21 protein-coding genes are annotated in these 26,022 nt (G+C 70.1%); 11 read left to right on the top strand and 10 right to left on the bottom strand.

Annotation, left to right across the window (positions count from 1 at the left end):
* Positions 1 to 4: 4 nt before the first annotated feature.
* Together BM162_RS14530 and rpe are read right to left on the bottom strand one after the other, a co-directional pair.
* On the bottom strand, positions 5 to 1,264 hold the full coding sequence (locus BM162_RS14530) for a glycerate kinase type-2 family protein (RefSeq protein WP_093423433.1): 1,260 nt from the start codon (positions 1,262 to 1,264) through the stop codon (positions 5 to 7).
* Between the two features lie 39 nt (positions 1,265 to 1,303).
* Entirely contained in the window at positions 1,304 to 1,996 is a 693-nt protein-coding gene (gene rpe, locus BM162_RS14525) for a ribulose-phosphate 3-epimerase (protein WP_093423430.1), read from the bottom strand.
* 200 nt (positions 1,997 to 2,196) lie between these two features.
* Here rpe and deoC point away from each other — a divergent pair, with 200 nt between their 5' ends.
* The 3 genes from deoC to BM162_RS14510 are packed head-to-tail and all read left to right on the top strand — an operon-like array spanning position 2,197 to position 6,446.
* Complete coding sequence (gene deoC / locus BM162_RS14520) at positions 2,197 to 3,162, top strand: deoxyribose-phosphate aldolase (protein ID WP_245759280.1); 966 nt, start codon at positions 2,197 to 2,199, stop codon at positions 3,160 to 3,162.
* 52 nt (positions 3,163 to 3,214) lie between these two features.
* Positions 3,215 to 5,563, top strand: a complete 2,349-nt coding sequence (locus tag BM162_RS14515) for an aldehyde dehydrogenase family protein (protein WP_093423427.1) — start codon at positions 3,215 to 3,217, stop codon at positions 5,561 to 5,563.
* A gap of 37 nt (positions 5,564 to 5,600) precedes the next feature.
* Positions 5,601 to 6,446 (top strand): class I SAM-dependent methyltransferase, encoded by an 846-nt coding sequence (locus BM162_RS14510; protein WP_093423425.1) that lies wholly within the window; start codon positions 5,601 to 5,603, stop codon positions 6,444 to 6,446.
* Here the strand turns inward: BM162_RS14510 and BM162_RS14505 are convergent.
* Together BM162_RS14505 and ppsA are read right to left on the bottom strand one after the other, a co-directional pair.
* Entirely contained in the window at positions 6,443 to 7,858 is a 1,416-nt protein-coding gene (locus tag BM162_RS14505; protein WP_093423422.1) for a dihydrolipoyl dehydrogenase, read from the bottom strand. The two genes, BM162_RS14510 and BM162_RS14505, sit on opposite strands and share 4 nt — an antisense overlap.
* Before the next feature lie 71 nt (positions 7,859 to 7,929).
* Entirely contained in the window at positions 7,930 to 10,317 is a 2,388-nt protein-coding gene (gene ppsA, locus BM162_RS14500; RefSeq protein ID WP_093423420.1) for a phosphoenolpyruvate synthase, read from the bottom strand.
* Positions 10,318 to 10,448: 131 nt separating this feature from the next.
* On the opposite strand from ppsA, the gene BM162_RS14495 reads away from it, so the two are divergent.
* The 3 genes from BM162_RS14495 to BM162_RS14485 all read left to right on the top strand — a co-directional run bounded on the left by BM162_RS14495 (position 10,449) and on the right by BM162_RS14485 (position 14,712).
* Entirely contained in the window at positions 10,449 to 10,811 is a 363-nt protein-coding gene (locus BM162_RS14495; RefSeq protein WP_093423417.1) for a hypothetical protein, read from the top strand.
* A 41-nt stretch (positions 10,812 to 10,852) separates the two neighbouring features.
* Positions 10,853 to 13,594, top strand: a complete 2,742-nt coding sequence (locus BM162_RS14490; RefSeq protein WP_093423414.1) for a cation-transporting P-type ATPase — start codon at positions 10,853 to 10,855, stop codon at positions 13,592 to 13,594.
* A 101-nt stretch (positions 13,595 to 13,695) separates the two neighbouring features.
* Complete coding sequence (locus tag BM162_RS14485; protein WP_093423412.1) at positions 13,696 to 14,712, top strand: hypothetical protein; 1,017 nt, start codon at positions 13,696 to 13,698, stop codon at positions 14,710 to 14,712.
* Positions 14,713 to 14,715: 3 nt separating this feature from the next.
* Here the strand turns inward: BM162_RS14485 and BM162_RS14480 are convergent, their stop codons facing one another.
* From BM162_RS14480 to BM162_RS14455, 6 genes are all read right to left on the bottom strand, one after another.
* Complete coding sequence (locus BM162_RS14480; protein ID WP_093423409.1) at positions 14,716 to 15,975, bottom strand: SPOR domain-containing protein; 1,260 nt, start codon at positions 15,973 to 15,975, stop codon at positions 14,716 to 14,718.
* Between the two features lie 69 nt (positions 15,976 to 16,044).
* Entirely contained in the window at positions 16,045 to 16,677 is a 633-nt protein-coding gene (gene upp, locus BM162_RS14475; RefSeq protein ID WP_093423406.1) for a uracil phosphoribosyltransferase, read from the bottom strand.
* Positions 16,674 to 17,663 (bottom strand): adenosine deaminase, encoded by a 990-nt coding sequence (locus BM162_RS14470; protein WP_093423404.1) that lies wholly within the window; start codon positions 17,661 to 17,663, stop codon positions 16,674 to 16,676. The genes upp and BM162_RS14470 overlap by 4 nt, the downstream gene beginning before the upstream one ends.
* Positions 17,660 to 18,856, bottom strand: coding sequence for a phosphopentomutase (locus BM162_RS23270; RefSeq protein ID WP_093423401.1), 1,197 nt, complete (start codon positions 18,854 to 18,856; stop codon positions 17,660 to 17,662). Before BM162_RS23270 ends, BM162_RS14470 begins: the two co-directional genes overlap by 4 nt.
* Positions 18,856 to 20,163 carry a thymidine phosphorylase gene (locus tag BM162_RS14460; RefSeq protein ID WP_093423399.1) on the bottom strand — a complete coding sequence of 436 codons (1,308 nt, stop codon included), beginning with the start codon at positions 20,161 to 20,163 and terminating at the stop codon, positions 18,856 to 18,858. The genes BM162_RS23270 and BM162_RS14460 overlap by 1 nt, the downstream gene beginning before the upstream one ends.
* Positions 20,164 to 20,553, bottom strand: coding sequence for a cytidine deaminase (locus tag BM162_RS14455; protein ID WP_093423396.1), 390 nt, complete (start codon positions 20,551 to 20,553; stop codon positions 20,164 to 20,166).
* A 116-nt stretch (positions 20,554 to 20,669) separates the two neighbouring features.
* On the opposite strand from BM162_RS14455, the gene BM162_RS14450 reads away from it, so the two are divergent.
* The 5 genes from BM162_RS14450 (at position 20,670) to BM162_RS14430 (ending at position 25,994) form a co-directional block, all read left to right on the top strand.
* Complete coding sequence (locus BM162_RS14450; protein WP_093423394.1) at positions 20,670 to 20,888, top strand: DUF3072 domain-containing protein; 219 nt, start codon at positions 20,670 to 20,672, stop codon at positions 20,886 to 20,888.
* A gap of 3 nt (positions 20,889 to 20,891) precedes the next feature.
* The gene (locus BM162_RS14445; protein WP_093423391.1) at positions 20,892 to 21,101 is read left to right on the top strand and encodes a hypothetical protein; all 210 of its coding nucleotides are present in this window, start codon (positions 20,892 to 20,894) and stop codon (positions 21,099 to 21,101) included.
* 62 nt (positions 21,102 to 21,163) lie between these two features.
* Positions 21,164 to 21,385, top strand: coding sequence for a DUF3072 domain-containing protein (locus BM162_RS14440; RefSeq protein ID WP_093423388.1), 222 nt, complete (start codon positions 21,164 to 21,166; stop codon positions 21,383 to 21,385).
* Positions 21,386 to 21,446: 61 nt separating this feature from the next.
* A complete protein-coding gene (locus BM162_RS14435) occupies positions 21,447 to 23,726 on the top strand; it encodes an NADP-dependent malic enzyme (protein WP_093423385.1) in 2,280 nt (759 codons plus the stop codon).
* Positions 23,727 to 24,101: 375 nt separating this feature from the next.
* The gene (locus BM162_RS14430) at positions 24,102 to 25,994 is read left to right on the top strand and encodes a propionyl-CoA synthetase (protein WP_093423382.1); all 1,893 of its coding nucleotides are present in this window, start codon (positions 24,102 to 24,104) and stop codon (positions 25,992 to 25,994) included.
* Positions 25,995 to 26,022 lie beyond the last annotated feature (28 nt).

The raw sequence follows: 26,022 nt of genomic DNA, 5'->3' as shown, positions 1-26,022 counted from the left end.
AGGTTCAGCGCACGAGGATGGCGCGGAAGTCGTTGACGTTGGTCCCGGTGGGGCCCGTGACGAACAGCTCGTCCAGCGCGTCGAAAGCCGCCCACGCGTCGTTGGCCGACAGCAGCGCCGCCGGGTCCTGCCCCGCCGCGCGCAGGCGGGCGGCGGTGGTCCCCTCGGCGAAGGCGCCGGCGTTGTCCTCGGACCCGTCGATGCCGTCGGTGTCGGCGGCGAGGGCCGAGATGCCGGTCGCCCCGTCGAGCGCGAGCGCGAGGGACAGAAGGAACTCGGTATTGCGCCCGCCGCGGCCCTTCTGGCGCACCGTCACGGTGGTCTCGCCGCCCGACAGCAGGACACAGGGCTTGGCGAAGGGCCGGTCGCGGGCGGCGACCTCGCGCGCGATGGCGGCGTGAACCTTGGCGACCTCGCGCGCCTCGCCCTCGACGGCATCCGACAGGATCGCGGGGGTGACGCCGGCCTCGCGCGCCGCCTGCGCGGCGGCCTCGAGCGACAGGCGGGCCGAGGCGATCACGCGCACCTCGTTGCGGGCGTAGACCGGGTCGGACGGTCCGGGGGCAGGACACGCCTTCCGGAGCGCAGACAGAACGTTCGGCGGCAGGTCGATGCCGTGGTCGCGGATGGCGGCCAGCGCATCCGCGCGCGTGGTGGCGTCCGGCACGGTGGGACCGGAGGCGACCTGCGCCGGGTCGTCGCCCGGCACGTCCGAGACGATCAGGCTGACCACGCGCGCCGGGTGCGCGGCGGCGGCCAGCCGCCCGCCCTTGATCCGGCTGAGCTGCTTGCGGATCGCGTTCATCCGGCCGATGGGCGCGCCGGAGGACAGGAGCGCGCGGTTCAGCGCCTGCTCGTCCTCGAGCGTCAGGCCGTTGGGCGGCGCGGGCAGCAGCGCCGAGCCGCCGCCGCAGATCAGCGCGATCACCAGGTCCGCGGGTCCGAGGCCGGTGACCGCATCCAGCAGCGCCTGCGCGGCCTGCATCCCCGACTCGTCGGGCACCGGATGCGCGGCTTCCATGACGCGGATGCGCTCACACGGGACGGCATAGCCGTAGCGGGTAACGACGACGCCGTCGCAGGGGGCCGGCCAGAGCGTCTCGAACGCCCGAGCGAGCTGCGCTGCGCCCTTGCCCGCGCCGATGACCACGGTGCGGCCGGCCGGCGGCTGGGGAAGCTGGTCCCTCAGCGCCTCTTCGGGGTCGGCCGCGCGCACCGCGGCGTCGAAGAGGTCGGTCAGCAGGCGGCGGTCAGCATCTTCCATGACATATGGAAGGCACCAACCCGCCGCCTTGGCAAGTCCTCAGGTCCAGACGCCCTCGGCCGCGGCGCGGATCGCGCGGATGTTGTCGCCGTAGGGCGACGGATCCTCGACCGATCCGCCCTTGAACACGGCAGAGCCGGCAACCAGCACGTCGGCCCCGGCCTGCACGACCTTTGGCGCGGTGGCGGGGTCCACCCCGCCGTCGATCTCGATATGCACCGGGCGGTCGCCGATCAGGGCGCGCAGCTGGCGGACGCGCTCGGGCGTCGTCTCGATGAACTTCTGGCCGCCGAAGCCGGGGTTCACGCTCATCACGCAGACGAGGTCCACCATGTCGAGCACGGGGGCCACGGCCTCGACGGGGGTGCCGGGGTTCAGCGCGACGCCGGCCTTGGCGCCCGCGCCGCGGATGGCCTGGAGCGTGCGGTGGATGTGGGGCCCGGCCTCGACATGCGCGGTGATGATGTCGGCGCCGGCCTTGGCGAAGGCGTCGATATAGGGATCGACGGGCGCGATCATCAGGTGCACGTCCATCACCGTCTTGATGTGCGGACGGATGGCGGCGCAGGTCGCGGGGCCGAAGGTGATGTTGGGCACGAAGTGTCCGTCCATCACGTCCACATGGATCCAGTCGGCGCCCTGCGCCTCGACGGCGCGGCACTCGGCGCCGAAATTGGCGAAGTCGGCGGACAGGATGGAAGGGGCGATCTTGAGGGTGCGGTCGAAGCTCATCGGTTCCGGGTCCTTGCTGCGGGCGCGGGTGGATTACGCCGGTTCGGCGCGCTTGGCCAGCGCCGGGCGGCACGTTCCCGGTTCATGTGGTGACGCCGCGCCCCCGCTTGCATTCAACCGCGCGCGCGTGCGACCTTGTGACCCTGATCGACAAGGACCTTCCCGTGACCGCCGAGACGCAGACCCGCCCCGCGACGCAGATCGCGCCCGTGCCGCACACCGGCCTCGAGCGCAACCCCGGCATGGAGCTCGACCTCGACTGGGTCCGCGCCGTGCAGGCCAACACCTCGGCCATCGAACGCCGCGCCGCCACCCTGCCCGGCCGCCGGTCGGTGAAGAAGGAGTGGCAGGCCGCCTGGCTGCTCAAGGCGATCACGCTGATCGACCTGACGACGCTGTCGGGCGACGACACCCCGGGCCGCGTCCGCCGCCTGTGCGCCAAGGCGCGGCAGCCGGTGCGGGCCGACATCCTGGACGCGCTCGGGGTCTCGGGCATTACCACAGGAGCCGTCTGCGTGTACCACGAGATGGTGCCGACCGCCGTCGAGGCGCTGCGCGGCTCAGGGATCCCGGTCGCCGCCGTCTCGACCGGCTTTCCCGCGGGCCTGTCGCCCTTCCGGCTGCGGCTGGCCGAGATCGAAGAGAGCGTGAAGGCCGGCGCGGACGAGATCGACATCGTGATCTCGCGCCGCCACGTGCTGACCGGCGACTGGCAGGCGCTCTATGACGAGATGCGCGCCTTCCGCGACGCCTGCGGCGAGGCGCACGTGAAGGCGATCCTGGCCACCGGAGAGCTGGGCACGCTGCGCAACGTGGCGCGCGCGTCGCTCGTCTGCATGATGGCGGGCGCGGACTTCATCAAGACCTCGACCGGGAAGGAAAGCGTGAACGCCACCCTGCCCGTCTCGCTGACCATGGTGCGGGCGATCCGCGCCTATGAAGAGCGGACGGGGATCAAGGTCGGCTACAAGCCCGCCGGCGGCATCTCCAAGGCGAAGGACGCGCTGCTGTACCTGGCGCTGATGAAGGACGAGCTGGGCGACCGCTGGCTGCAGCCCGACCTGTTCCGCTTCGGCGCGTCGTCGCTGCTGGGCGACATCGAGCGGCAGCTCGAGCACTTCGTGACTGGGCGCTACTCGGCCTCCTACCGCCACCCGCTCGCCTGACGGCGCCAGGTTGCGCTCGTCGGATTTGAGTATTTTTACGAAGAAGAAGCACATGAACGTCTCGGAGATCTTCGACAGCATGGAATACGGGCCCGCGCCGGAGAGCGCTGCCGAGGTGAACGCCTGGCTCGACTCCCACGAGCGCCGCTTCGGGCTGTTCGTCGGCGGGGCCTTCACCAGGCCGGGCGAGACGTTCGAAAGCCGCAACCCGGCGACGGGCGAGGTGCTGGCGCAGGTAACGCAGGCCACGCCCGACGACGTGGCGTCGGCGGTCGCGGCGGCGCGGAAGGCGCAGGGGCCTTGGGCGAAGGCGGGAGGCAAGGCGCGGGCGCGGGTGCTCTATGCGCTGGCGCGGCTGGTGCAGAAGCATTCGCGAATGTTCGCGGTGCTTGAAACCCTCGACAACGGCAAGCCCATTCGCGAGAGCCGGGACATCGACATCCCGCTTGTCGCGCGGCACTTCTATTACCACGCCGGGATGGCGCAACTGCAGGACGCCGAGCTCGCCGGGCGCGAGCCGCTGGGCGTCTGCGGGCAGATCATCCCGTGGAACTTCCCGCTGCTGATGCTGGCCTGGAAGATCGCGCCGGCCATCGCCATGGGCAACACGGTGGTGCTGAAGCCGGCCGAGTATACCTCGCTCACCGCGCTGCTCTTCGCCGAGGTCTGCCGCGAGGCGGGCGTGCCGAAGGGCGTGGTCAACATCGTCACAGGCGACGGGCGCACCGGCGAGGCCATCGTGGGCGCCGAGGTCGACAAGATCGCTTTCACCGGCTCGACCGAGGTGGGCCGCCGCATCCGCGAGGCGACGGCGGGCACGGGCAAATCCCTGACGCTCGAGTTGGGCGGCAAGTCGCCCTACATCGTCTTTGACGACGCCGACATCGACAGCGCCATCGAGGGGCTGGTGGACGCGATCTGGTTCAACCAGGGCCAGGTGTGCTGCGCCGGCTCGCGCCTGCTGGTGCAGGAGGGCATCGCCGAGACGTTCCACGCCCGCCTGAAGCGCCGGATGGACGGGCTGCGGCTGGGCGATCCGCTGGACAAGTGCATCGACGTGGGCGCCATCGTGGACCCGGTTCAGCTGAAGACGATCACCGAGATGGTCGAGGGCGCGTCAGGCGACGTCTATCGCGCCGCAACGGCCGTGCCCGAGCACGGCTGCTTTTATCCGCCGACACTCATCACCGGCCTCTCTCCCTCGGACCAGCTGATGCAGGAGGAGATCTTCGGCCCCGTCCTCGTCGGCACCACCTTCCGCACCCCGGCCGAGGCGGTCGAGCTGGCCAACAACACGCGCTACGGCCTTGCCGCGACGCTTTGGACCGAGAACGTCAACCTCGCGCTCGACATCGCGCCCAAGCTGGTCTCGGGCGTGGTGTGGGTAAACGGCACCAACATGTTCGACGCGGCCGCAGGCTTCGGCGGCGTGCGCGAGTCGGGCTTCGGGCGCGAGGGCGGCTGGGAGGGGCTTCTGGCCTACACCAGGCCCAAGGGCAGCCCGAAGACGCTCAAGCCGATGCCGGCGCAGGCCGCGCCGCAGGAATTTGGCGCGCCGCCGCTCGACCGGACGGCGAAGCTTTACATCGGCGGCAAGCAGGCGCGACCGGACGGCGGCTATTCGCGCCCCGTCTTCTCGCCCAAGGGGGCGCTGGTCGGGCATGCGGGCGTCGCCAATCGCAAGGACATCCGCAACGCGGTCGAGGCCGCGCAGGCGGCCAAGGGGTGGTCGAAGAGCACCGGGCACCTGCGGGCGCAGATCCTGTACTACATCGCCGAGAACCTGTCGGCGCGGGGCGACGAGTTCGCCCGCCGCATCTCGGACCTGACCGGGGCGAAGGCGTCCGAGGCAGAGGCCGAGGTCGCGGCGTCCGTGGACCGGCTGTTCACCTGGGCGGCCTGGGCCGACAAGTTCGACGGCGCGGCCAAGGGCGTGCCGATCCGGGGCGTGGCGCTGGCAATGAACGAACCCGTCGGCGTCATCGGTCAGTTCGCGCCGGACGAGGCGCCGCTCTTGGGCCTGGTCTCGGTCATCGCGCCGGCGCTTGCCATGGGCAACCGGGTGGTCACGGTGGCGTCCGAGCCCTTCCCGCTGGCGGCGACGGACTTCTATCAGGTGCTCGACACCTCGGACGTGCCGGCAGGCGTGGTGAACATCCTCACCGGGTCGCACGCCGAACTCGCGCCGCAGATGGCCGGGCACATGGACATCGACGCGGTCTGGAGCTTCTCGTCCTCCGACATCTCGGGCATCATCGAGAAGGAGAGCGCGCGCAACCTCAAGCGCACGTGGGTCAACCACGGCCGCGCCCGCGACTGGGCCGGAACGGCGGGCGAGGAGCGCGCGTTCCTGACCGAGGCGACCGAGGTCAAGACGATCTGGGTGCCCTACGGGGAGTGAGCGCATCGCTCCCCACGTTCAAGCGGAGGGGAGCGACATGACCGATCAGGCACAACTCGAATTCTGGAACGGGGCGCCGGGCCAGGCCTGGGTCGAACTTCAGCCCGACCTCGACGCGCTGCACGCCGGCGTTACCGAGCTTCTGATCGAAGCGGCCGAGTTGACGCCGGGCGAGCGGGTGCTCCACGTGGGCTGCGGCGCGGGCGCGCTGACCTTCGCCGCCGCGCACGAGGTGTCGCCCGGCGGGCACGTCACCGGGCTCGACATCTCGGAGCCGCTCTTGCGCGAGGCGCGGGCGCTGGCCGAGCGCGCCGAGTTGTCGAATGTCGACTTCATGCACGGCGACGCCGAGACGCGCACCTTCACGCCCGACGGCTACCACGCCGTGCTGTCGCGCTTCGGCATGATGTTCTTCGAGGACACGACGGCGGGCCTTCGCAACGTGCTGCACGCGCTGAAGAAAGACGGCCGGATCGCCTTCGCCGCCTGGGCCGGGATCGACGAGAACCCGTGGTTCGACATCCCCGCCCGCGCCGCCGAAGAGCGGCTGGGCCCCGCCGGCCCGGCGCAGGCCGACGCGCCCGGGCCTCTGCGATTCGCCGACGTGAAGAGAGTCGAGAAGATGCTGGTCGAGGCCGGGTTCCAGGACGTTTCGGGCGACGCCTTCAAGGTCGACCTGCACCACCCCGGCGGGCTGGACGCGGTCCGGCGCGTGGCGGCGCGTATCGGTCCGGTCGCCCGGCACCTGCGCGACAAGGGCGGCACCGACGCCGACCGCGAGGCCATCGTCGAGGACGTGGTCGAGCGCTTCCGCCGCTACGAGACCGGCGACGGCGTGCGCATCCCGGCGAAGATCACGCTGTTCCGGGGACGGCGGCGCTAGTCCAGCGCCTCGATCCCGATGTCCGGGCACTCGGCCAGGTCCGAGCCGCCGAGGCCCGGCAACTGGCGCGACAGGGCGCGCAGTGCCGTCCGCACCCCCTCCTCCAGCGTGGGATGGTAAAACGGCATCGACAGCATGCAGCCAACGGTCTGCCCGGCCTCGATGGCCAGCGCGAGAAGGTGTGCCATGTGCTCGGCGCCGGGGCAGCACATCTCGGCCCCGACCAGCCGTCCGCTCTCGGGCTCGGCATAGAGGCGCAGGACGCCGGCATCACGGCAGGCGGTGCGGGCGCGGCCCTGGCGCGGGAAGTCGGCTGCGCCGACGATCAGCCCCTCGCCGCCATGGTCGCGCCACGTCCGGCCGACCTGCGCGATGTTGGGCTCGGTGAACACGATGGAGAGGTTCGTGCGCCGCTGGAACCCGCTTTCGCGGGCCGAGCTGGCCAGCCGCCCGGCGATATGCCCGTCATCCGCCGCCTCGTGCAGGATCGGCCGAGCACCATTGGCGTCGCCCACCAGCCACACCGGCAGGTCGCCAATGCGCAGGGTCGCGGGCGAGACCTCGGGCAGCCCGTGATCGTCGAGCGGCACGCCCAGCGTCTCGAGCCCCAGCCCTTCGACGTTCGGCGCCCGGCCCAGCGCGGCCAGCACGGCATGGGTGGTGAAGCTGGCGTCGCCGGCGGTGACGCGCAGGGCGTCACCGTCCTCGGTGACCTCGGCGTCCTGGCCCAGGTGCAGGGGGAATTCGGCGCCGATGGTGCGCGCCGCCGCCTTCTGCACCTCAGGGTCGCCAACGCCGCCGATGCTGTCGTTGCCGTCGAAACCCGCGACCTCGACCCCCAGTCGCGCGACGGCCTGCGCCAGCTCGATTCCCAGCGGACCAAGGCCGATGACGGCCAGCCGTTTCGGCAGGTCGCGTTGCTCGAAGATGGTGTCCGAGGTCAGGATGCGGTCGCCGAAGCGCTGCCACGGCTTCGGCACGATCGGGTGACTGCCGGTGGCCAGGATGATGCGGCGGGCGCGGATCTGACGGCCGTCGACCTCGACCCGGTCGGGGCCCAGCAGGCGGGCGAAGCCGCTGATGGCGCGGTCGCGCAGTTCCGTGCGCACCGACTCGGGGCCCTTCACGAAGTCGTCGCGAAGACGGCGCACCCGTTCCAGCACCGCCGGGATATCGGCGCGCAGGGCGTCGCCGCCGCGGATGCCGAACTCTTCGAAACAGGTGCGGCGGTGGAAGGCGTCGGCGGCCTCGATCAGCGCTTTCGACGGCATGCAGCCCACGGCGGCGCAGGTGGTGCCCCAGCCGCCGTGGTTAATCAGCAGGACGTCGTCGGTGTGGCGGCGCACCTCGCGCAGGGCAGACAGGCCCGCCGTGCCCGAGCCGACGATCACGATCTCCGCGCTCTCCTTCATCGCGCCCTCCCCAACCGTCGCGTCACAGGTTCAACCCGTCACGACGTGGCCGGGTCCGGCGCGATGTCAAATCAGGCGCCGCGCTCGGCCTCGGCCACGTGCCGCTTGACCTGCACGAAGCTGTCCGGCGTGACCGAGATCGTATCGATCCCCGCCTTGACCAGAAGCCGCGCGAAGGCCGGGTCGTTACTGGGCGCCTGCCCGCACAGACCAACCTTGCGCCCGGCCTCGTGTGCGCGGGCGATCAGCGTCTCGATCATCCACAGGACGGCGGGGTTCGATTCCTGGAACAGCTCCGCCAGCGCCTCGGAATCCCGGTCCACGCCCAGCGTGAGCTGCGTCAGGTCGTTCGAGCCGATCGAGAAGCCGTCGAACCGCTCGGCAAACGCGTGCGCCAGGATCACGTTCGACGGCACCTCGCCCATGACATAGACCTGAAGCCCGTCCCTACCCCGCTCGAGCCCGTTCTCGCGCATGACCTCCAGCACGCGGTCGGCCTCGTCCGGGGTGCGGCAGAAGGGGATCATGACGATGACGTTGTCGAAGCCCATCTCCTCGCGCAGCTTGCGGATGGCGCGACACTCCAGCGCGAAGCCGTCGCGGTAGGCGGGCGAGTAATAGCGCGACGCGCCGCGGAAGCCGATCATCGGGTTCTCTTCCTTCGGCTCGAAGGCGCGGCCGCCCAGAAGCTCGGCGTACTCGTTGGTCTTGAAGTCGCTCATCCGTACGATGACGGGCTTCGGGTAGTAGACGGCGGCAATGCGCGACAGGCCGCGGGCAAGCTCGTCGACGAAGTATTTCGGCTTGTCCTCGTAGCCGCGGGTCAGCTCGGCGATCTGCGCCTTCGCCTCTTCGTCGCGCAGCTGATCATAGCCGATCAGCGCCATCGGGTGGACCTTGACGGCGTTGTTCACCACGAACTCCATCCGCGCCAGTCCCACGCCCTCGGCCGGAAGGCGCCACCAGCGGAAGGCGGCCGTCGGGTTGGCGAGGTTGAGCATGATGCGCGTCTTCGTCTGCGGGATGTCGTCGAGCCGTAGTTCCTCGACCTCGTACTCGGCCACGCCCTCGTGCACGATGCCGGTATCCCCGCCCGAGCAGTTGACCGTCACCTCCTGCTCGTCATGCAACACGTGCGTGGCGTTCCCGGTGCCGACGATGGCCGGAAGGCCGAGTTCGCGGCTGACGATGGCGGCGTGGCTGGTGCGCCCGCCGTGGTCGGTGATGATCGCCGAGGCGCGCTTCATGATCGGCACCCAGTCGGGGTCGGTGGTCGAGGTCACCAGGATCGCGCCGTCCACGAAGCGGTCGATGTCCTTGGCGCTCTCGATCAGGCAGACGCGGCCCGCCGCCACGGCGTCGCCAACGCTCAGCCCGCGCGTGATCTCTTTCCCCGCCTTGCCAACGGAGTAGGATTTCAGCGCCCCCGCGTCGGCGCGCGATTGCACGGTCTCGGGCCGGGCCTGCACGATGAACAACTCTCCGGTCTCGCCGTCCCTGGCCCATTCCATGTCCATCGCCTGGCCGTAATGGTCCTCGATGGTGGCGGCCATGCGGGCAAGCTCGACGATCTCGTCGTCCTCAAGCACGAAGGACCCGCGCTCGGCCTTCGAGGTGGGGACGTTCTTCGTCTCGCCGCCCTCGGCCCCGGCATAGATCATCTTGATCTCTTTCGCGCCGCGCGTCTTCTCGAGGATCGGCGACAGTTCGCGGCGGTCGAGGAAGGGCTTGTAGACCTCGTATTCATCCGGGCTGACCGCGCCCTGCACGACGTTTTCGCCAAGACCCCAGGCGGCGTTGATCAGCACCACCTTGTCGAAGCCCGACTCGGTGTCGATCGAGAACATCACGCCCGAGCCGCCGATGTCCGAGCGCACCATGCGCTGCACGCCGATCGACAGCGCGACCTTCTCGTGCTCGAATCCCTTGGCCTGCCGATAGCTGATCGCCCGGTCGGTATAGAGCGAGGCATAGCAGCGGCGGCAGGCCGCCAGCAGCGCCTTTTCGCCCCGTACGTTCAGGAACGTTTCCTGCTGGCCCGCGAAGCTCGCATCCGGCAGATCCTCGGCCGTGGCGCTGGAGCGGACGGCCACGGATACGTCGTCCACCCCCGCCCGGCGGCAGAGTTCGCGATAGCTGTCGCGGATCGCCTCTTCGATCTCGTCGGGCCAGTCGCCCTGCTCGATTGCCTCGCGGATGCGGGTGCCGGCCTGGTGCAGCGTGATCTTGTGGTCGTCCAGCCGGCCCAGCGTCTCGCGCATCGTGTCGTTCAGCCTGTTGGCCCGAAGATAGGCGCGGAACGCGTCCGAGGTGGTGGCGAAGCCGTCGGGCACGCGGATGCCCTTCGCCCCGAGCTGCTGGACCATCTCGCCCAGCGAACTGTTCTTGCCGCCCACCAGTGCGACGTCGCCGCGGGCTAGGTTTTCGAACCAGATGACGCTTAGTGTCGACTCGGACATGATCGCTCCATTTCCGCCGGGTTGGCTTTGCAGCGTTATGCGCCCAAGCTGCCGCAAGGGAATTGATCCGAGTCAAGGTGACCGAACATGCGCCCGCCTAGCGTGCGCCGTGTAAACCGGGAAGGACCAAGATGACTGTCGAAACGCTGGAAAGCCTGCTGGACCGCGCCACGTCGGCGCAGGACTTGGACGTCACGCTGCTGCACGAGGCCGCGGTCGCGCTGAAGGACGTGTATCCCGACGCCCCGGCCCACCCCGAGGCGCTGGACGACGCGACCGAGGGCGTGCTGCGGCTGGTCGACCGCTGCCTGCCGGGCTGGTCCATCCACCTGGCCGGGCAGGCGACCGAGCCGGACGGCCACTGGCGCGCCTTCCTGCGGGAAAGCGACTCGCGCGACAGCGACGAGGACATCGGCTCGGGCCGCGCCCCGACCGTGTCGCTGGCACTGCTGATCGCGCTTCTCAAGCTCGGCGCGCACAAGGCGCGGCGATAGGCGTCGCCGCTCCCGTGTCGTTGTTGCGCATGAGAAACTGGATGGCCGAAGCGGCCCCCGCGCAGGCGGTCCGGGACGCCGCGCCCGCCGAGGCGCGGACGGCGGACTGGCACGCGCTGCCGGCAGACGAGACGCTGCGCCGGCTGGAAACCGACGGCCACGGCCTGACCGCCGAGGAGGCCGCGCGGCGGCTGGCCGAACATGGCCCCAACGCCCTGCCCGAGCCGCCGCGCCGGACGTGGCTCGCCCGGCTGCTGGGCCAGTTCAACAACCTGCTGATCCAGGTGCTGATCGCATCGGGCGCAATCACCGCGCTTCTCGGCCACTGGGTGGACGCGGCGGTGATCATCGCCGTGGTCATCCTGAACGCCATCATCGGCTTCTGGCAGGAAGGCCGGGCCGAGGATGCGCTGGCCGCCGTCCGCTCGATGCTGTCGCCCGACGCCTCGGCGGTGCGCGACGGCACGCGCCAGACGGTGCCGGCGGAAGAGCTGGTGCCCGGCGACATCGTGCTGCTCGAGGCCGGCGACCGCGTGCCCGCCGACCTTCGCCTGATCGACGCGCGCGGGCTCAGGGCGCAGGAGGCCGCGCTGACGGGCGAGTCGGTGTCGGTGGTCAAGGAGGTCGCGCCGGTCGACGCCGACGCCGCACTCGGCGACCGCACCTCGCTTGCCTTCTCCGGCACGCTCGTCGCCTCGGGGCGCGGCACGGGCGTCGTGGTGGCGACCGGCGCGGACGCGCAGATCGGCCGCATCGGCGCGATGCTGGGCGGGATCGAAGAGACGACGACGCCCCTTCTGCGGCAGATAGACCGCTTCGCCCGGCTGCTGACCTTCGTGATCCTAGCCGTCTGCGTCGCCGTCTTCGCCTATGCCGTCTGGATCGCCGGCTATGCCGTCGAGGACGCCTTCCTCGCCATGGTCGGCATGGCCGTCGCCGCCATCCCCGAGGGGCTGCCGGCGGTCATCACCATCACGCTCGCGCTCGGCGTTCAGCGCATGGCCGGGCGGCACGCCATCGTGCGCCGGCTTCCGGCGGTCGAGACGCTGGGCGCGGTCTCGGTCATCTGCACCGACAAGACCGGCACGCTGACCTTGAACGAGATGGTCGTGCGCACCGTCGTCACCGGCCACGGGTCCGAGCCGGTCGAGGTCTCGGGCGAAGGCTACATGCCTCACGGCGAGGTTCACCAGAACGGCGACGCGCTGCACGCGGACGCGCACTCGGCCGTCCAGCGCCTGGCGCACACGGCGCTTCTGTGCAGCGACGCCCTGCTGGTGCAGTCCGACGACGGCTGGCGGGTCGAGGGCGATCCGATGGAGGGCGCGCTGCTGGCACTGGCGCGCAAGACCGGGCTCGACCCGAAGGAAGAGCGGCGCACGCACCGGCGGCTCGACGACATTCCGTTCGATGCCGCCCACCGCTTCATGGCGACGCTGAACCACGGGCCGGACGGCCGGACCATCCACGTGAAGGGCGCGCCCGACCGGCTGCTGAAGCTGTGCGCGACCCAGATGGGCGACGACGGACCCGAGCCGATCGACCGCGACGCTTGGGCCGCCCGGCTAGAGGAATTGGCGAAGGGCGGCCACCGCGTCCTGGCCTTCGCCACGAAGACGACATCGCGCAAGGCGATCGGCATGGACGACGTCGCGGACCTGACACTGCTGGGTCTCGGCGGCTTCATCGACCCCGCCCGCCCCGAGGCGATCGAGGCAATGGCCGACTGCCTGCGCGCCGGGATCGAGGTGAAGATGATCACCGGCGATCACGCCCTCACCGCCATGGCCGTCGCCGAGGAGCTGGGCCTGAGCACCCACGGCGAAGCCGTGACCGGCGCCGAGGTCGAGGCCATGAGCGACGAGGAGCTGCGCCGCCGCGCCCCCGATGTCGACGTGTTCGCCCGCGCCGCGCCCGAGCACAAGCTGCGGCTGGTCGAGGCGCTTCAGGCCACCGACAACGTCGTTGCGATGACGGGCGACGGCGTGAACGACGCCCCGGCCCTCAAGCGCGCCGACGTGGGCATCGCGATGGGCATCCGCGGCACCGAAGCCGCGAAGGACGCCGCGCGCGTGGTGCTGGCCGACGACAACTTCGCCTCGATCGTCGCCGCCGTGCGCGAGGGGCGCACGATCTACGACAACATCAAGAAGGTGATCGCCTGGAACCTGCCCACGAACGGCGGCGAGTCTCTGGTCATCATCTCGGCCATCCTCTTCGGCATCGCGCTGCCGATGACGCCCGTGCAGATCCTGTGGATCAACATGGTCACCGCCGTCGCGCTTGGCCTCACGCTGGCGTTCGAGCCGGCGGAGCCGGGCGTGATGGACCGCCGTCCCCGCCGCATGAACGCGCCGCTGCTGGACGCAGAGATGGTGTGGCGCGTGGTGCTGGTCTCGGCGCTGTTCGCGGCGGCGGTCTTCGGCGTGTTCTTCTGGGCCCAGGCGCAGGGGCGCGATCTGTCCTACGCGCGCACGCTGGTGGTGAACCTGATCGTGGTGCTCGAGATCTTCTACCTCTTCTCCGTCCGCTACCTGCACTTGCCCACCCTCAGCCTCCGTGCCGCCGTGGGTACCCGCGCCGTATGGACAGGTATCGCCATCGCGCTGGCGGCACAGGCGGCGTTCACCTACGCCCCGCCACTTCAGTCGGTGTTCGAGACGCAGGCCGTCTCGCCAGCCGACGGGCTGCTTGTCCTGGCGCTGGGGGTAATCCTTCTGGTGCTGCTCGAGGTCGAGAAGTGGGTGCGCCGCTGGGGGGGCCTGTCGACACGCACAGGGTGAAGAACGCGCGCGTGGCCGTTGTGAAGCGGCGGCCTTTCGCCTAGGGTCCGGCTTCACGAAGGCAGGTCATCGCCCGGACGAAGAGCCGGCGCAGCAGGTACATGACGGCGCTCACCGAGTATTCACGGCTGGAAGCTCCCGGCATCTGGCGGCCCGCGCCCGGTGAACAGCGCCGCGACGTCGTCGTCTCGGTCGGGGACACAAGCCTTGTCATCTTCGACATGAAGGACGTGGCGCTGGCGCACTGGTCGCTGCCGGCGGTCGAGCGGCTCAACCCAAGCGTGCGCCCCGCTCTCTATGCCCCCGGCTTCGACGCCGACGACGAGCTCGAGATCGACGACGATACGATGATCGAGGCGATCGAGCGGGTTCGCAACGCCATCGCCCGCAGCCGCCCGCGTGAGGGCCGGCTGAGATACGGCCTCATGGCCGCCGCGACGGCCGCCGTGGCCGCGCTCGCCGTCTTCTGGCTGCCCGACGCGCTGATCCGGCATACCGTCTCGGTCGTACCCGACGCGGGCCGGGCCGAGATCGGCCGCCGCCTGCTGTCCGAGATCGAGCGCGTCGCCGGCCCGCCCTGCCGCTCGCCCGGCGGCAGCGCCGCGCTCGACACGCTGGAGCGGCGGCTGTTCGGGGGGCGCGGCAGCGACATTCTGGTCCTGCCCGGCGTCATCGCCGACAGCATGCACCTGCCCGGCCGGCTGATCCTGCTCAACCGCAAGCTGGTCGAGGATTTCGAGGGGCCGGAGCCGCTGGCCGGCTACGTCCTGGCCGAGCAGCTGCGGGCCGAAAGGCTGGACCCGCTGGAGCGCCTGCTTCGCTTCGGCGGGATGGGCACGGCGCTGCGGCTGTTGACCACCGGCACCGTACCGCAGGAGACGCTGCGCCGGCACGCCGAGGCGTTGATGATCGCAGCCCCCGACCCGGTGCCCGACGCCGAGCTTCTGGCCCAGCTCGAGGCGGTGGAGGTCGGCGCGCAGCCCTATGCGCTGGCGCTTGATATCACGGGCGAAAGCACGCTGACGCTGATCGAGGCCGACCCCCACCCCGATGGCGAAGCGCCGCCGCTTCTGAGCGACGGCGCCTGGGTCACGCTTCAGGGCATCTGCGGCGGCTGAGGGTCAGAACCCGCGCACGAATGCGTCGGCGAACCCGGCCTCGCGCACCCGCCGCAGCACGTCGCGCACCTGTTCGCCCGAAGTCAGGGGCCCGGCCAGCACCTCCTGGTACCCCCTGCCACCGTCGCGCACCGCGCGCAGGCGCACGGGCATCCCGGCCTTGCGCAGGCGCAGTGCCAGCCGCTCGGCGTTCGCGGTCACGGCGAACGTTCCCACCTGCACGAAGGTCGCGGCCTGCGCGGCGGGCGCGGGCGGCGGATCCAGCAGGACCATGAGTCCGTTCCTCTCGCCCAGCCGGTCGCGGCGCACGATCAGGCGCTGGCCGGACCGGGTGCGGACGGCGACATGCGTACCGGCGGACAGGTCCCGCGCCTGTCGCGCCGGGTCGGTGTAGGGATAGATCAGGTCATACGCCCCGCTGACATCCCGCCCCGTGCGCCGGTCGATCAGCAGGCGCGGAGTGGTGGCCGTCCAGGCAAGCTGCGGCGCCGGCGGCACGCGCCGCCGGGCGCGGGGCGCGGGATCGGCGGCCGGCAGACCGGCCGCCCCTTTGCTGCCCGCCTCTTCGTCGACGGCGGCCGTGCGCGGCAGCGCCTCGGGCTCGGGCGCGGCGGGCATGGCGGGGGTGCCGGCAACTGGCGCCTCGGGCGTAGCCTCCTCTGCCATCACCGGGGCCTCGCGGTCCTCGTCGCTGTCGGCAAGTGCGGGAGCTTCCTCTCCGGCTTCGTCCTCGTTCGCGTCTGCGCGTGCGGGAGCTTCCTCTGCCGCGTCGGCAGGCTCCAGGTCTCTGGGCGTCTCTGCCAGCACCGGCGCGTCGCCGCTTTCGCCCCCGTCGGCCACGGCAGGTGCGTCCTCTCGATCCGCACGCTCCACGTCCTCCGGCGTCTCGGCCAGCACCGGAGCCTCGACGTCCTCGGCGGGTGTCCCGGCCACGTCGGGCGCGTCGCCCTCCTCCGCCTGCTCCGCATCCTCGGGCGTCTCGGCCAGAACCGGGGCCGCGTCATCCTCATCGCGGCGCGTGGGATCGAAGCCGCAGAGAAGCTCTCGCTCCGCCGTCAGGCGGGGGACCCAGCTCACCTCATCGTTGATCGTCGCGCGGACGAAGACGCAGCCGCGGCTGTCGACGAACTGCCGGCCTTCGAACCCGGCCGGCGGCGCCTCCAGCGGCGCGTCCAGGGGACCGGCGGGCTGGGCCTGGACCGGGCCGAGCTGGGCGAACGCGGCGACGAAAGCCGCGAGGGCAAGCGTTTTTCTGGGTCTCATTCCTGTCCCCGACACATCATCTGGTGGCAGGATGCAGAAACCGGGCGCGGGGGTAAAGCGGCAAGCGCCTCACTTCGTGCCGAACATCCGGTCGCCCGCATCGCCGAGGCCCGGAACGATGTACCCCTTCTCGTTCAACCGCTCGTCCAGCGCGGCGGTCACGATGGGCACGTCCGGATGCGCCTCCTTCATGCGGGCGACGCCCTCGGGCGCGGCGAGCAGGCAGAGGAAACGGATGTCCTTGGCCCCCTGCGCCTTGAGCAGGTCGATGGCCGCGACCGAGGAATTGCCGGTCGCCAGCATTGGGTCCACGGCGATGACCAGCCGCTCGCCCAGCTCGGTCGGCAGCTTGCAGTAGTACTGCACCGGCTTCAGCGTCTCCTCGTCGCGATACAGGCCGACAAAGCCGACGCGGGCGGAGGGCATCAGTTCCAGCATCCCGTCGAGCATGCCGTTGCCCGCGCGCAGGATCGACACCAGCGCCAGCTTGCGCCCGTCGAGCACCGGGGCGTCCATCGCCTGAAGCGGCGTCTCGATCCGCTTGGTGGTCATGGCGAGGTTGGTGGTGATCTCATAGGCCAGAAGCTGGCTGATCTCGCGCAGGAGCTGGCGGAACACCGCCGTCGAGGTTTCCTTCTCCCGCATGATGGTCAGCTTGTGCTGCACCAGCGGGTGCTTGACGACGTTCAGATGCTCGGTCACGGGCGGCGCTCCAGTCTCTTCTCGATCCGCGAGCGGGTTTCCCCGTCGCAGAAGGCCGCGTCAAGGCTTGTGCGGGTGATTTCGTCGAACACGCCCTCGTCCCAGTCGAAGGTGTCGTGCAGCATCTGGAACTCGCGCTCCATCGAAGTGTGGAAGAACGGCGGGTCGTCGGTCGAGACGGTGACCTTCACGCCGCGCGCGCGCAGCTTCTCGATCGGGTGGCTGCGCCAGTCCGGATAGACGCCCAGGACGACGTTCGACCCCGGGCAGACCTCGAGCACGATGCCGTCCTCGGCCAGCCGGTCCACCAGCGCCAGGTCCTCGATGGCGCGGACGCCGTGGCCGATGCGCTCGCAGTGCAGCACGTCCACCGCCTCGCGCACGCTTTCTGGGCCGGTCCACTCGCCCGCGTGCGCGGTCAGGCGCAGCCCCGCCTCGCGTGCGCAGTCGAAGGCCCAGGAGAAGTCCGACAGTTCGCCTGCCCGCTCGTCTCCGCCGATGCCGAAGCCGGTCAGCCAGTCGCCCGCAGTCTCGGCAGCGCAGATTGCCGTCTCTTTCGCCTTCTCGGGGCCGAAGTGGCGGATGCAGGTGACGATGCCGCGCATCGTGATGCCGTCCTGCCGCTCGGCCTCGTCCGCGGCCTCGATCATGGCGGCAAGGTATTCGCGCCATGCACCCACATCCCGCCCGCCGCAGAAGTCGGGCGACAGGAACGCCTCGGTATAGACCACGCCCGAGGCCGCGCTTTCGGCCAACACGGCGCGGGTCAGGCGGCGGAAGTCCTCGGGCGACTGCAGGGTCGAGGTCGCGGCTTCGTAGATCTCGAGAAAGTGCCAGAAGTCGGTGTACTTGTACTCGCCCCGCTCGTTGAAGATGCCCGAGATGTCGATCTTCTTCTCAGCGGCAAGTCCCCGGATGAAGGACGGCGGCGCCGCCCCCTCGATATGCAGGTGCAGCTCGACCTTCGGCAGTGTCGTGACGCTCACAGAAAGCTCCTTCCCGGTCCTTGCGGGGCGACGCCCAGATGCGCGGCGACGGTGACGCCGACATCCGCGAACGCTCGCAGGCCGATCTGGTGCGCGCCGACGCCGTGGCCCAGCACCGGCACGCGTTCGCGCGTGTGGTCGGTGCCGCGCCAGGTTGGATCGTTGCCGTGGTCGGCGGTGATGATCAGCAGATCGCCCTGGTGCAGCTTCGTCATCAGCTTGGGCAGGTGCGCGTCGAACCATTCCAGGTGCCGGGCATAGCCCGACACGTCGCGGCGGTGGCCCCAGTTGGTGTCGAACTCGACGAAGTTGGCGAAGGTCAGGCTGCCGTCCTCGGCGTCCGAGGCCGCCTGCATCAGGTGCTCCATCAGCCGGTCGTCGGGGCCCTTCGCGACCGTGTCGATCCCCTGCATCGAGAAGATGTCGCCGATCTTGCCGATGGCGTGGACCTTGCGCCCCGCATCGCTGACCCAGTCGCACAGCGTGGGCGACGGCGGCGCGATGGCGAAGTCGCGGCGGTTCGAGGTGCGGGTGAAGCCGGTGGCCTCATCGCCCACGAAGGGCCGGGCGATGACACGGCCCACCTTCATCTCGTGCAGCATGGGCGCGAGGTCGCGGCAGAGCTTCAGCAGCCACTCCAGCCCGAACGCCTCTTCATGCGCGGCGATCTGGAACACGCTGTCGACCGAGGTATAGCAGATGGGCCAGCCGGTGCGCAGGTGCTCGCCCCCCAGTTCGTCGATGATCGCCGTGCCCGAGGCGTGGCGGTCGCCGAGGATGCCCTCGGTCCCGGCGAGCCTCGCGGCGGCGGCCGAAACCTCCTGGGGGAACGTGGGCCGCGTGTCCGGGAAATAGTGCCAGTCCCACGGCACGGGCACGCCGGCCAGTTCCCAGTGACCCGACGGCGTGTCCTTGCCGCGCGAGACCTCGGTCGCAGCACCCCAGAGGCCGGTGGGCGTGGCGTCGAGCCCCGGCGCGGCCTCGCCCGAGGCGAGCCGGATCGCCGCCCCCAGCCCCAGCGCGTCCATGTGGGGCACGTTCAGCGGGCCGCTGCGCCCGTCCTCGGCCCCGCCCTCGGCGCAGACCTTCGCGATGTGGCCCAGCGTGTTGGCGCCGGCGTCGCCGAAGGCATCGGCGTCGGGGGCACCGCCGCAGCCGACGGAATCGAGCACGACGAGGAAAGCACGTGGCATCAGGACACCTCTCCCTGGATCAGTTTCGGTGGCGTGACGTCGTGATCGGAAATCTCGACCGCGCGGCGCAGTTCCCCCTCGGCCCGCTCCGCCGCCGCCTCGTCCGCCGCGTGAATGGTGGCGAGCGGCGTGTCGGCGTCCAGCCGGTCGCCCAGCCTTGCGACGCCGGTCAGCCCGACGGAGGGATCGACCACGTCGCCCTCCCGCGCGCGGCCGCCGCCCAGGCGCACGACGCTCAGGCCAAGCGCGATGCCGTCGATGCGCGACAGCACGCCAATCCGCCCCGCCGTCACCACGCGGCGCACGGGGGCGACCGGCAGACGTGCCTCCCAGTGTTCGACGAAGTCCGCCGGGCCGCCCATCGCCGCGACCATGCGCCCGAAGCGCTCGGCCGCCACGCCGCTGCCGATCACCTCGCGCACCCGCGCAGCCCCCGCCTCGGCACTCTCGGCCTGCCCCGCAAGTGCCAGCAGCGCGCCGCCCAGCGCCTCGGTCAGCCCGGCCAGTCGCGTATCGCCCTGCCCGGTCAGCACGCGCATCACCTCGGCCACCTCGACCGCGTTGCCGATGGCGGGGGCGAGCGGCTGGTCCATGTCCGTCAACAGTGCGCTGCACTTGCAGCCCGCGCCGTTGGCGGTGTCGACCAGCGTCTCGGCCAGCGTCTGCGCGTGCTCGCGGTCGGTCATGAAGGCGCCCGAGCCGACCTTGACGTCCAGCACCAGCGCATCGGTGCCGGCGGCGAGCTTCTTCGACAGGATCGACGCGGTGATCAGGTCGACGCTGTCCACCGTCGCCGTCACGTCGCGCACCGCGTATAGCCGCTTGTCCGCCGGCGCGATCTGGCCGGAGGCCGAGACGATGGCGCAGCCGACCTCGGCCACGACATGCCGGAAGCGGTCCTCGGCCAGCTCGGTCAACAGTCCCGGGATCGCCTCGAGCTTGTCGAGCGTGCCGCCCGTGTGCCCCAGCCCCCGGCCCGAGATCATCGGCACGTAGCAGTCCAGCGCCGCCAGCGCGGGCGCGAGAACCAGCGAGACGCAATCCCCGATCCCGCCGGTGGAATGCTTGTCGATCACCGGACCCGGCAGGTCCCACGCCAGCGTGTCGCCGCTGTCGCGCATCGCCTCGGTCAGCGCCACGCGCCCCGCGTCGCCAAGCCCCGCGTGGCAGACGCCCATGGCGAAGGCCCCGGCCTGTGCGTCGCTCACTTGGCCGTCGGCCAGGCCCTTGGCGAACCAGCGCACCGCGTCCGGCTCGGGGGCGACCCCGGCGCGAAGGTCGGCCAGGACGCTGCGGGCGTCGGTCATTCAGCTCTCCATGTGTTCGGCGGCGAAGGCGCCCGGCAGCAGGTCGGCGACCTTCATGACCCGCGTGGCGCCGCCGGTGGTGGCCAGCGTCACCTGCACGTCGGGGTCCGCGAACTCGGCGATCTTCTGCCGGCAGCCGCCGCAGGGCGGAACGGGCGACAGGCTGTCGGCGATCACCGCGATCTCGGCGATGCGGGTGTCGCCAGCGGCGATCATCGCGGCGATGGCCCCGGCCTCGGCGCACGTTCCTTCCGGATACGCCACGTTCTCGACGTTGCAGCCCCGGTGCTCGCGCCCTTCGGTGCTGCGCAGCGCCGCGCCGACCTTGAACTTGGAGTAAGGGGCGTAGGCGTTCTCGCGCACCTCTTTCGCCGCGTCGATCAGGTTCATGGGCAGGCTCCTCGGATGATCGCGCGATCTTGAGGGGACGGGCCCGCGAAGACAAGGGCGCGGCCGGAACCCGGCGCTTCGACCTCGCGTTAAATTTGACTGAACGGAGACGCGCCATGAAGAACCGCAACGAACCCAAGGGCGTGGTGGACGAAACGCCGCTGGCGGGCATCACCACCGCGCGCACCCACGGTCACGATGCGATGACCGAAAAGCAGGCCGTCGAATTGCGCCAGTTGGCCGAGGAAGCGGGCGAGCCCTTCGACACCAGCCTCAATCGCGGCCAAGCCGAAGAACGCATCGAAGCGCTGAAGAAACAACTGGGACGCTCGTAAGCCATGACCACGAACCACCACCTGAACCCCGCCGCCGGTGGCCTGATCCGCGAAGACGGGTTCGAGGACCGGCCGGCCCACGACATGAGCAACGAGCAGGCCGTCAAGCTGCGCGAGCTGTCCGAGAAGGCGGGCGAACCGTTCGACGGCAACCTCGACGCGCGGCAGGCGGACGCGCGAATTGCCTATCTCGAAAAGAAGCTCAAGGGCTGAGGGAAACGCCGAGCCCAGCGTCGGCGTTTTCTTGAGAACTTTTAGCGAACAACGGGGACAACATGCAGGACGATGACCAGCATCCCAAGACCGACGCGCCCGGCAACGCCGACAAGCCGACCGAGGACTGGGTGACCGGCGACGAGAAGATGACCGGCGCGCAGGCGTCCTACCTCAAGACCCTATGCCAGGAGGCAGACGAGCCGTTCGATCCGAACCTGACCAAGGCCGAAGCGTCCGAGAAGATCGACCAGTTGCAGGAGAAGACGGGCCGCGGCGCCTGAGCCATCTTTCCGTAGCGCCAGCAATCGTCTAGTCCTGCCTTCCGGAACGGAGAGGCAGGGCATGACGACCAAGGGCACCGACACTCTGCGCCAGGCGGCGCTTGACTATCACCGCAACCCCAAGCCCGGAAAGCTCGAGATCCGGGCGACGAAGCCGCTCGCCAACGGCCGCGACCTCGCCCGCGCCTATTCGCCGGGCGTGGCGGAGGCGTGTCTCGAGATCAAGAGCGACCCCTTCACCGCCGGTGACTACACCGCGCGCGGCAACCTGGTGGCCGTGGTCACGAACGGCACGGCGGTGCTGGGCCTGGGCAACATCGGGGCGCTGGCCTCGAAGCCGGTGATGGAGGGCAAGGCGGTGCTCTTCAAGAAGTTCGCCAACATCGACTGCTTCGACATCGAGCTGAACGAAAACGACCCCGAGAAGCTGGCCGACATCGTCTGCGCGCTGGAGCCAACCTTCGGCGCGATCAACCTCGAAGACATCAAGGCCCCCGACTGCTTTATCGTCGAGAAGATCTGCCGCGAGCGGATGAACATCCCCGTCTTCCACGACGACCAGCACGGCACCGCCATCGTCGTGGGCGCGGCCGCGGTTAACGCCCTGCGCGTGGCCGGCAAGAAATTCAAGGACATCAAGATCGTCTCGACCGGCGGCGGCGCGGCGGGGATCGCCTGCCTCGACATGCTGCTGAAACTCGGCGTGAAGCGCGAGAACGTGTTCCTCTGCGACCTCGCCGGGCTTGTCCACGAGGGCCGAGAAGAGGATATGACGCCCCAGAAAGCCGCCTATGCCCAGCCCGGCGGCCCGCGCGGGCTGTCAGACGTGATCGACGGCGCCGACCTGTTCCTGGGTCTTTCGGGGCCCAACGTGCTCAATCCCGAAATGGTCGAGCGCATGGCGACCGACCCGATCATCTTCGCGCTCGCCAACCCCACGCCCGAGATCATGCCCGACGATGCGCGCGAGGTCGCGCCGGGCGCGATCATCGCGACCGGGCGCTCGGACTATCCCAACCAGGTGAACAACGTCCTCTGCTTCCCCTTCATCTTCCGCGGCGCGCTCGACGTCGGCGCGACGACGATCAACGACGAGATGAAGATCGCCTGCATCGAGGGCATCGCCGCCCTCGCCCGCGCCACCACCAGCGCCGAGGCCGCGGCGGCCTATCAGGGCGAGCAGCTGACCTTCGGGCGCGACTACCTGATCCCCAAGCCCTTCGACCCGCGCCTGATGGGCGTCGTCGCCTCGGCCGTGGCGAAAGCCGCGATGGACACCGGCGTCGCGACCCGGCCGATCGAGGACCTGCAGGCCTACAAGCGCAAGCTCGACAGTTCGGTCTTCAAATCGGCGCTCATCATGCGCCCGGTCTTCGACGCCGCTGCCACCGCCGAGCGCCGCATCGCCTTCGCCGAGGGCGAGGACGAGCGCGTGCTGCGCGCCGCTCACGCCATGCTCGAGGAAACCACCGACACGCCGATCCTTATCGGCCGTCCCGAAGTGATCGAGCTGCGGGCCGAACGCGCGGGCCTGCCAATCCGCCCGGGCAAGGATTTCGAGCTGGTGAACCCCGAAAACGATCCGCGCTACCGGGACTACTGGACCACGTATCACAAGATCATGGCCCGGCGCGGCGTCACGCCCGACCTCGCCCGCGCGATCATGCGGACGAACACCACCGCCATCGGCGCGGTGATGGTGCACCGCGGCGAGGCGGATTCGCTGATCTGCGGCACGTTCGGCCAGTACCTGTGGCACCTGAACTACATCCAGCAGGTGCTGGGCACGAAAGAGCTTCACCCCGTCGGCGCGCTGTCGCTGATGATCCTGGAGGACGGACCGCTCTTCATCGCCGACACCCACGTCCACCCCGAGCCTACGCCCGAGCAGATCGCCGACACGGTGATCGGCGCCGCGCGCCACGTGCGCCGCTTCGGGCTGGTGCCGCAGATCGCGCTGTGCTCGCACTCGCAGTTCGGCAACCTCGACTGCGACACGGGGCGGCGGATGCGCGCGGCGCTCGACATCCTCGATTCCAAGCCCCGCGACTTCGCGTACGAGGGCGAGATGCACGCAGACGCCGCGCTCGACGCCGGGCTGCGCGACCGCATCTTCCCCGACTCGCGGCTCGACGGCGCGGCCAACGTGCTGGTCTTCGCCAACACCGACGCGGCCTCGGGCGTGCGTAACGTGCTGAAGATGAAGGCGGCGGGGCTCGAGGTCGGGCCGATCCTGATGGGGATGGGCAACCGCGCGCATATCGTGACCTCGTCGATCACCGCGCGCGGCCTGCTGAACATGTCGGCGCTCGCCGGCACGCCGGTGGCGCATTACGGCTGAACGAAAACGCGCCGCTGCGGGGGCACTGCAGCGGCGCGCACCTGAGGGAATTACTTCGCGGACGGCTTCGAGCCCGGTTTCGACGGCTGCTTCTTCGTGTCCTTCTTGTCGCCCATGGCAACGGATCCTTGATGAGCGGGCGGGCGCCATGCCCGGCCCTGCCCCGCATCATGCGCCGCCGCGACCCGAGTCGCTAATCCGTTTTCGACGCCGATGTCGAAAACGCCCCCCGCACGGGCAAGGCCGATGCGATCGATGAGCCCCGCAGCCTTCTTCTCCGTTAACGCCAACAGTGACCGGATAGCGCAGACGACCGGCTTGCCCGCTCGCCGCGACGCCGCGTAACGTCATCGTGACCGCAGGGAGGAGACGGCCATGAGCTACGCGGAGGTCTTTGACGCGTGGAAGCGGGACCCCGAGGGGTTCTGGATGGAGCAGGCGCGCGCCATCGAGTGGGAGAGGATGCCGTCCAGGGCGCTCTTCGACGACAAGGCGCCGATGTACGAATGGTTCTCGGACGGGCTGGTGAACACCTGCTGGAACGCCGTCGACCGGCACGTTGAGGCCGGGTACGGCGACCGCGTGGCCATCATCCACGACAGCCCGGTGACCCATACCAAGCACGCGATCACCTATGCCGAGCTGCGCGACCGCATCGCCTCTCTCGCCGGGGCGCTGAAGGCGAAGGGCGTGGGCAAGGGCGATCGCGTCATCATCTACATGCCGATGGTGCCCGAGGCGCTGGAAGCGATGCTGGCCTGCGCCCGGCTGGGCGCGATCCACTCGGTCGTCTTCGGCGGCTTCGCGGCGCACGAACTGGCCGTGCGTATAGACGACGCCAAGCCCAAGGCGATCATCGCCGCCTCCTGCGGGATCGAGCCAGGGCGCATCGTCCATTACAAGCCGCTGCTCGACGGGGCGCTGGCACAAGCCAGGCACAAGCCCGACTTCTGCGTCATCTTCCAGCGCGAGCAGGAGGTCGCGAAGCTGGAGGACGGGCGCGATTTCGACTGGCACGGCTTCCAGTACGGCGTAGAACCCGCCGACTGCGTCCCGGTCGAGGGCAACCACCCGGCCTACATCCTCTATACCTCGGGCACGACCGGGCAGCCCAAGGGCGTGGTCCGGCCCACCGGCGGCCACCTGGTCGCCCTGAACTGGACGATGAAGAACATCTACAACGTCGATCCAGGCGAGGTGTTCTGGGCCGCCTCGGACGTGGGCTGGGTCGTCGGGCACAGCTACATCTGTTACGCCCCGCTGATCCACGGCAACACGACCATCGTGTTCGAGGGCAAGCCGGTCGGCACCCCCGACGCCGGCACGTTCTGGCGCGTGATCTCGGAACACAAGGTCCGGTCGTTCTTCACCGCGCCCACCGCCTTCCGCGCCATCAAGCGCGAGGACCCGAAGGGCGAGTACCTGAAGAAATACGACCTGAGCGGCCTGCGCGCGCTTTACCTCGCCGGAGAACGTGCGGATCCGGACACGGTGAACTGGGCGGCGGACATGCTGGGCGTGCCGGTCATCGACCATTGGTGGCAGACCGAGACGGGTTATGCCATCGCCGCCAACCCCGTGGGCATCGAGCACCTGCCGGTCAAGGTCGGCTCGCCCTCGGTCGCGATGCCGGGCTACGACGTGCGCATCCTCGACGAGGGCGGGCATCCGGTGCCCGCCGGCACGCTCGGCGCGATCGCAGTGAAGCTGCCCCTGCCTCCGGGCACGCTGCCGACGCTGTGGAACGCGGAAGAGCGGTTCCGCAAGGCCTATCTCGACCACTTCCCCGGCTACTACGAGACCGGCGACGCGGGTTACGTGGACGAGGACGGGTACCTCTGGATCATGGCCCGCACCGACGACGTCATCAACGTCGCCGGCCACCGCCTGTCGACCGGCGCCATGGAGGAGGTGCTGGCCTCCCATCCCGACGTGGCCGAATGCGCGGTGATCGGGATGAGCGACGAGCTCAAGGGCCAGCTGCCCGTGGGCTTCGTCTGCCTGACCAAGGGGGTCGAGCGGCCGCACGACGAGATCGCGAAGGAATGCGTGGCGCTGGTGCGCGACCAGATCGGCCCGGTGGCGGCGTTCAAGCACGTCGCGGTGGTGGACCGGCTGCCCAAGACCCGCTCGGGCAAGATCCTGCGTGCCACCATGGTCAAGATCGCGGACGGGGCCGAGGTCAAGGTCCCGGCGACCATCGACGACCCCGCGATCCTGGACGAGATCCGCGGCGCGCTCGGCGGCATCGGGCTCGCCAGGGCGTAACGGCAACCCCGCCCGGCATGCGGGCGGG

Origin of the sequence: Tranquillimonas alkanivorans, from assembly GCF_900115595.1 — a bacterium.
Lineage (GTDB): Bacteria > Pseudomonadota > Alphaproteobacteria > Rhodobacterales > Rhodobacteraceae > Tranquillimonas > Tranquillimonas alkanivorans.
This window is presented reverse-complemented; position numbering and strand designations above follow the sequence as displayed.

Bases quoted from the DNA above. Each gene is read 5' to 3' on its own strand.
- BM162_RS14510 (WP_093423425.1), top strand. From the start codon at position 5,601: ATGACCGATCAGGCACAACTCGAATTCTGGAACGGGGCGCCGGGCCAG.
- BM162_RS14530 (WP_093423433.1), bottom strand. From the start codon at position 1,264: ATGGAAGATGCTGACCGCCGCCTGCTGACCGACCTCTTCGACGCCGCG.
- BM162_RS23270 (WP_093423401.1), bottom strand. From the start codon at position 18,856: ATGCCACGTGCTTTCCTCGTCGTGCTCGATTCCGTCGGCTGCGGCGGT.
- BM162_RS14455 (WP_093423396.1), bottom strand. From the start codon at position 20,553: ATGAACCTGATCGACGCGGCGAAAGAGGTGCGCGAGAACGCCTACGCC.
- BM162_RS14430 (WP_093423382.1), top strand. From the start codon at position 24,102: ATGAGCTACGCGGAGGTCTTTGACGCGTGGAAGCGGGACCCCGAGGGG.
- BM162_RS14460 (WP_093423399.1), bottom strand. From the start codon at position 20,163: ATGACCGACGCCCGCAGCGTCCTGGCCGACCTTCGCGCCGGGGTCGCC.
- BM162_RS14485 (WP_093423412.1), top strand. From the start codon at position 13,696: ATGACGGCGCTCACCGAGTATTCACGGCTGGAAGCTCCCGGCATCTGG.
- BM162_RS14445 (WP_093423391.1), top strand. From the start codon at position 20,892: ATGACCACGAACCACCACCTGAACCCCGCCGCCGGTGGCCTGATCCGC.
- BM162_RS14480 (WP_093423409.1), bottom strand. From the start codon at position 15,975: ATGAGACCCAGAAAAACGCTTGCCCTCGCGGCTTTCGTCGCCGCGTTC.
- BM162_RS14450 (WP_093423394.1), top strand. From the start codon at position 20,670: ATGAAGAACCGCAACGAACCCAAGGGCGTGGTGGACGAAACGCCGCTG.
- BM162_RS14505 (WP_093423422.1), bottom strand. From the start codon at position 7,858: ATGAAGGAGAGCGCGGAGATCGTGATCGTCGGCTCGGGCACGGCGGGC.
- BM162_RS14490 (WP_093423414.1), top strand. From the start codon at position 10,853: ATGGCCGAAGCGGCCCCCGCGCAGGCGGTCCGGGACGCCGCGCCCGCC.
- ppsA (WP_093423420.1), bottom strand. From the start codon at position 10,317: ATGTCCGAGTCGACACTAAGCGTCATCTGGTTCGAAAACCTAGCCCGC.
- BM162_RS14435 (WP_093423385.1), top strand. From the start codon at position 21,447: ATGACGACCAAGGGCACCGACACTCTGCGCCAGGCGGCGCTTGACTAT.
- rpe (WP_093423430.1), bottom strand. From the start codon at position 1,996: ATGAGCTTCGACCGCACCCTCAAGATCGCCCCTTCCATCCTGTCCGCC.
- BM162_RS14440 (WP_093423388.1), top strand. From the start codon at position 21,164: ATGCAGGACGATGACCAGCATCCCAAGACCGACGCGCCCGGCAACGCC.
- BM162_RS14515 (WP_093423427.1), top strand. From the start codon at position 3,215: ATGAACGTCTCGGAGATCTTCGACAGCATGGAATACGGGCCCGCGCCG.
- BM162_RS14495 (WP_093423417.1), top strand. From the start codon at position 10,449: ATGACTGTCGAAACGCTGGAAAGCCTGCTGGACCGCGCCACGTCGGCG.